The sequence below is a fragment of the Pelosinus propionicus DSM 13327 genome (assembly GCF_900114615.1).
GTDB lineage: Bacteria > Bacillota > Negativicutes > DSM-13327 > DSM-13327 > Pelosinus > Pelosinus propionicus.
The window spans coordinates 1-4,049 of record NZ_FOTS01000103.1; the positions used below are offsets into that span (position 1 = coordinate 1).

The 4,049-nt window shown below is 43.4% G+C and carries 3 protein-coding genes; 2 read left to right on the forward strand and 1 reads right to left on the reverse strand.

All coding sequences use genetic code 11. From position 1 onward, the window contains the following. On the forward strand, positions 1-254 hold a 254-nt coding region (locus BMZ99_RS25485), incomplete at its 5' end, for an IS3 family transposase (protein WP_090944826.1). Positions 255-355: 101 nt separating this feature from the next. Here the strand turns inward: BMZ99_RS25485 and BMZ99_RS25490 are convergent. Next, on the reverse strand, positions 356-1,525 hold the full coding sequence (locus BMZ99_RS25490; protein ID WP_090944829.1) for an iron-containing alcohol dehydrogenase: 1,170 nt from the start codon (positions 1,523-1,525) through the stop codon (positions 356-358). Positions 1,526-2,041: 516 nt separating this feature from the next. Between BMZ99_RS25490 and BMZ99_RS25500 the strand changes: the two genes are divergently transcribed. Next, complete coding sequence (locus BMZ99_RS25500) at positions 2,042-3,859, forward strand: YcaO-like family protein (RefSeq protein WP_090944836.1); 1,818 nt, start codon at positions 2,042-2,044, stop codon at positions 3,857-3,859. The last annotated feature ends 190 nt before the right edge of the window (positions 3,860-4,049 follow it).

The following is a 4,049-nucleotide window of genomic DNA, read 5'->3' on the forward strand; positions in this document are numbered from 1 at the left end:
ACATGAAGCTGCAAGCCGCAAGAATGAAGCAAAGCATGTCTAGAGTGGCGCACTGTATTGATAACGGTCCGATGGAAGGTTTTTGGGGCATTCTAAAACGTGAAATGTATTATGGGTACAAATTCACCAGCCGGGAACAGCTTGCGCAAACTATTTCTGACTACATCTACTATTACAATTACCAGCGTTTACAGCGTCGTTTGTCTGTCATGACACCGATGGAGTTCCACCAACAGTACGCAAAGGCTGCATAAAGAAATGCTGCCCACCATTTCGGTAGACAGCAATCAAATTCTTCTATTTTTTCATTGTCCTCTTGACGGGGTGCACAGCAGCCTGCCGGGGGTTTATGACATTAGAAATTTACGTCAGTTCCGTAATAACTGCAAGTGAGTACCCTTTTCATGTTTTCAAATTTCGTTTCACGAGGATTGAATAATGTACAAGGATCGCCAACTGCAGCCTCAGTCAACGTATCTATAGTATCAAGAAATGTTTTTTCATCCACACCGGCAGCCTGATAGGAAAGTGGAATACCCAACTGTCCATTCAGTTTCTTAATAGCCTCAATCAAAGAGTTGGTCAATTGTTTGTTGGTTGCACCGCTCAATCCAAGTGCACGTGCAATGTCCGCAAACCGGTCTTCCGCAACTGCACGGTTGTACTCAATCACATACGGCAGCATAATAGCGTTGCAACGCCCATGCGTAACACCATAGACAACGCCTACTTTGTGCGCAAGGGAATGAACGATTCCAAGCAAGGCGTTAGAAAAAGACATTCCCGCCAAATTCTGGCCCACATGCACATTTTTCCGTGCTTCTGCGCTTCCATTGTAAGAGTCAACAAGATTTTCAAAAACCATCTGCACTGCTTTAATTGCCAGGCAATCGGTTAGATCCGTGTGCGCAGTAGCAACATATGCTTCCACTGCATGAGTAATCGCGTCCATACCGGAGTCGGCAGTCAACTTTTTGGGCATGGACAATGGAATTTCTGTGTCCACAATTGCAATATCTGGTGTAATTTCAAAATCAGCGATAGGATGCTTGATTTTGGTTTCATCATCCGTGATAACAGAAAATGAGGTTACTTCCGTTGCTGTGCCAGAAGTTGTACCAATCGCTACGAAAATCGCTTTCTTGCGCAATTTTGGCAAGCTAAATGGTGTCTTGATATCGTCGAATTTTAGCTCGGGGTTCTCATAGAATACCCACATTGCCTTTGCCGCATCAGTCGGAGAACCTCCACCGAGTGCCACAATTACATCAGGTTCATAGTTTCTCATTACTTCCGCGCCGCGGTAAACCGTAGAAATCATTGGGTTGCTTTCCACCCTATCGAACAACTGAACCTGCATTCCGTTTTCTTTTAAAACGTTGGTCAGTTTTTCAAGGCTTTGATTCTCAATCATAAAGTTACTTCCAGATACGATGATGGCTTTTTTATGTCCTTTGAGAACTTTCAGCTCTTCTATTGCATTGGGTCCATAATACACATCACGTGGAATTGTAAAACGTGCCATTTTAAAACCTTCTTTCTTTTCATCAATTATTATGTACCTTAAGTACATAACCGAATGGGTATAGAGAAAGAGATTAACTTGCCATATACATGTAAATAGCGATTTTTAGACATTCACTGGCAAGCAGTACTTCATCTTTCTGTTTTTAGTATAAGCTTTGACGCAAAAGAAATCGTCCGTAAAAATCACTTTCAATTTTACCCTTTTTGCTCTTTTCAGTACATATGTCCTGATGTTATACAAGACCTCTAGCTGCACCCATATGTCTAATGCCAAGGGTACGGGGTTATTGACACTTACCTTCAAACCAGTTGTATCGTCGACAACCCATCCCTGTGACATCCCACGGTGATCACTTTTAGCATTCATGTGTTCGAGCATGACAATCACATCTTTTTATCGGTTGCTAAAGTCATGGTTCATAGCAATCACAAACCTTGACACTTGGTCATATATTAAAAAGAACTAAAAATTAAACATGATCAGCGTAAAATGTTATGGTGCGAGGTGTAATGCATGAATTCAACTGATATGAAATACAAAGATGAAACGCCCATCAAAACGATTAACAAAATAAGAGATATTCTTGGTAATATGGGCCTTCTAACGGTAGAAAGCTCATGGAAAAATTCGGTGAATGGTTTTTACTCCGTGAGCGTGGCGATTGAAAATACTGATCTGCTGACCAATGGAAAAGGAACCTCTGTCGAATTTGCCCTGGCCAGCGCCTACGGTGAGATGATGGAACGCCTGCAAAATCTCTGCCACTACAGACTAAGTTTGGATGTAAAACCCCAGATCATGGAATACCTGGGCTTTAATTACGCCCCTGATGAGAAACCGATGAGTATCGATGAGTTCCTTGCCAGTGAAGAAGATTGGATCAAAACCCAATTGTCCAGAGTCAAACCTTCGCTGGATAAACGGGAACTCCTGAAAAGTTGGCAGACAATGTCTTATGAGAAGGTATCTGCCGATTTTGTCGTTCTACCTTATTGCAATCTCAACAGCAAGCGTATTTCCCATATCCCGATAAAAATGGTCTCGATGATGTATATGTCAAATGGCATGTGCGCCGGCAATTCGCCTGAAGAGGCTTTGGTGCAGGGAATATCTGAAATCATGGAGCGCTACGCCAACAAAAGAATCCTTAGGGAGAGAATCGTACCGCCTACTATACCGCGGTATTACATCATGAAATTTCCCAAGATTGCGGCGATGGTTGCCGCACTTGAAAAAAGCGGCAATTTTGAAGTTATACTCAAAGACTGCTCATTGGGACAAAAGTTGCCGATTGTCGGGATTATCCTGGTAAATAAAAATGATCAGAGTTATTTTGTAAAATTTGGTGCTCATCCCAAATTTGAAATTGCCGCAGAAAGGACATTGACTGAACTTCTTCAGGGACAGGATATAAAATGGATGACGGGGGTCAGAGAGTTTTGTCTCCACAGCCCAACGGACGATCCGGAAAACTACATGGGCATACTAGTGACCGGCTCAGGGTTTTATCCTACGGAATTTTTCAGCCGTAACTTCAGTTATCCATTCAACGAATTCGAAGAAACCACGATAAACACAAACAAAGAAATGCTGGCTTATATGGTCGACCGACTGGCTCAACTAGGCTGCGAGACATATGTACGTGATGTTTCGTTCCTGGGCTTTCCGAGTTTTCATATCATCGTTCCCGGCTTGAGTGAAATCGAGGAGTTTGATGACCTAAGACCCATTACCAATTATGCTGCTTTCAACACCTTCAAAAGGCTTGTCAGGAACATCGACTGCCTCGACGACGCTGGTGCCGCTACGATCATCGGCTTTCTGCAAAACATGAACTACTCGCCTGGGGTCTCGGTCATGGATATCATCAATCTGCCAGTGCGCGATAAAGCGTTTCCGTGGTATTACAGTAATGCCGACTTGTTTGTCACTGCCCTAAACTACTGGAAAGGCGACACCAATAAAGCCTATGAGAGCTTCACAAAATTCTTGAGTTATATCCAACATACGAATCCGCAACGCCAAGTGATAACTTATTATAAGTGCGTACGGGATTTTCTGGCGTCTAAGATTAAAGGGCTTACGGAAAAGGACGCCGTGAGCACACTAAGTGTGTTCTATCCGAAAGAGGTAATCCAGGGGGTTGTGGCTGAATTCAACTCGCCAGGGAAAGTCATTAGTTACCAAGGACAATTAAACTGCTGGAATTGCGAGAACTGCCAATTTTCCAGTCAGTGTCTCTATCCGCCAATGGAGCGAGTCTACAAAATACTCAAGGAGCAGTATGCTGCCAGCAGAATAGATCAAAATGATCTCAAGAAGCTGATGTAAATACACAAAAGCCAAAGCCGTAAAGCTTTGGCTTTTACTTTTCCTGATTAAGGGCCGACATTACGCCGTGTCGGCGCAACATCTTAGCGGATAGGCATTACTTCTCCCGTTTCATGGAATGGCAGCTGTGGCAAGTCTTACAGGAATGGCAGCTGTGGCAAGTCTTACAGGACTGGCAGGACTGACAGCT

Bases quoted from the DNA above. Each gene is read 5' to 3' on its own strand.
- BMZ99_RS25490 (WP_090944829.1), bottom strand. From the start codon at position 1,525: ATGGCACGTTTTACAATTCCACGTGATGTGTATTATGGACCCAATGCA.
- BMZ99_RS25500 (WP_090944836.1), top strand. From the start codon at position 2,042: ATGAATTCAACTGATATGAAATACAAAGATGAAACGCCCATCAAAACG.